Annotated in this window: 1 protein-coding gene; it reads right to left on the bottom strand. The window is 62.5% G+C overall.

Going from position 1 to position 1,562, the window contains the following annotated elements; translation table 11 throughout:
- A partial coding sequence (locus tag ACE039_RS29785; RefSeq protein WP_485824139.1) for a VCBS domain-containing protein occupies positions 1 to 1,562 on the bottom strand: 1,562 nt, incomplete at both ends.

The following is a 1,562-nucleotide window of genomic DNA, read 5'->3' on the forward strand; positions in this document are numbered from 1 at the left end:
CACGTCGGTGACGGTGACGGTGAAGTTGTCCTTGACCGAGTCATCGCCAGCGGTGTGATCGTCGGCACCACCTGTCTCCTGATAGGAGTAGGTGATGACACCGGTCGCCGCGTCATAGGCGGTGATGGTCAGCACGCCCTTGTCGGTGGTGATGACGACAGGGGTCGTGGAGGCGTTGGTGACATCATGGCCAGCGACCGTGACGCCAGAGACGCCAGCTTCAGCCGACACGGTAACCTTGCCCGTGACGGTCTCGCCGGAGGCTTCAACGACGCTGTTGTGTGCGTCAGTGACGTTGCCGTCGCCATCTTCAGGCGTGACAACCGGCGGAGCGTCCGTCTGGCCGTTGATGGTGATGGTCAGTTCAGCGGTGCTGGTGTCGCCATCGGCATCGGTGATCGTGTAGCGGATGGTCTCGGTCAGCGTCTCGCCGTTGTTCAAGGCTTGAACGGCCGGCAGGCTGTTGTTCAACTGATAGGACCAGGTGCCGTCGCCGTTGTCGACCAGCGTGCCGTACTTGGCGTCGCCCGTGGTGATGGCGACCGTGCTGGTGTCTGCGCCGAGGACATCATTACCCAGGACGTTGCCCGTGATCGGGGCAGCCGTATCTTCGGTAACGCTTGCCGAGTCAGCATTAGCAACCGGCGCGGTATCAATGATCTGGATAACCAGGTCATTGCTGGTCGCAACGCCGGCCACGTCGGTGACGGTGACGGTGAAGTTGTCCTTGACCGAGTCATCGCCAGCGGTGTGATCGTCGGCACCACCTGTCTCCTGATAGGAGTAGGTGATGACACCGGTCGCCGCGTCATAGGCGGTGATGGTCAGCACGCCCTTGTCGGTGGTGATGACGACAGGGGTCGTGGAGGCGTTGGTGACATCATGGCCACCAACGCTCACTCCGGCGACGCCAGCTTCCGCAGACACGGTGACCTTGCCGGTGACGGTGTCACCGGAAGCTTCAACGACGCTGTTGTGTGCGTCAGTGACGTTGCCGTCGCCGTCTTCGGGCGTGACAACCGGCGGACCGTCGGTCTGGCCGTTGATGGTGATAGTCAGTTCAGCGGTGCTGGTGTCGCCGTCCGCGTCGGTGATGGTGTAGCGGATGGTCTCGGTCAGCGTCTCGCCGTTGTTCAGGGCTTGAACGGCCGGCAGGCTGTTGTTCAACTGATAGGACCAGGTGCCGTCGCCGTTGTCGACCAGCGTGCCGTACTTGGCGTCGCCCGTGGTGATGGCGACCGTGCTGGTGTCCGCGCCCAACGTATCGTTGGTGAGCAGATTGCCCGTGACAGGCGTAGCGGCATCTTCGCTGACGCTTGCCGAGTCGGCGTTGGCAACCGGCGCGGTATCAACGATCTGGATGACCAGGTCATTGCTGGTCGCAACGCCGGCCAGGTCGGTGACGGTGACGGCGAAGCTGTCCTTGACCGAGTCATCGCCCGCGGTGTGATCGTCAGCACCACCGGTCTCCTGATAGGAGTAGGTGATGACACCCGTCGCGGCGTTGTAACCCGTGATGGTCAGCACACCCTTATCGGTGGTGATGACGACCGGAGTCGTGG

The sequence above is a fragment of the Achromobacter maghribensis genome (assembly GCF_057334215.1).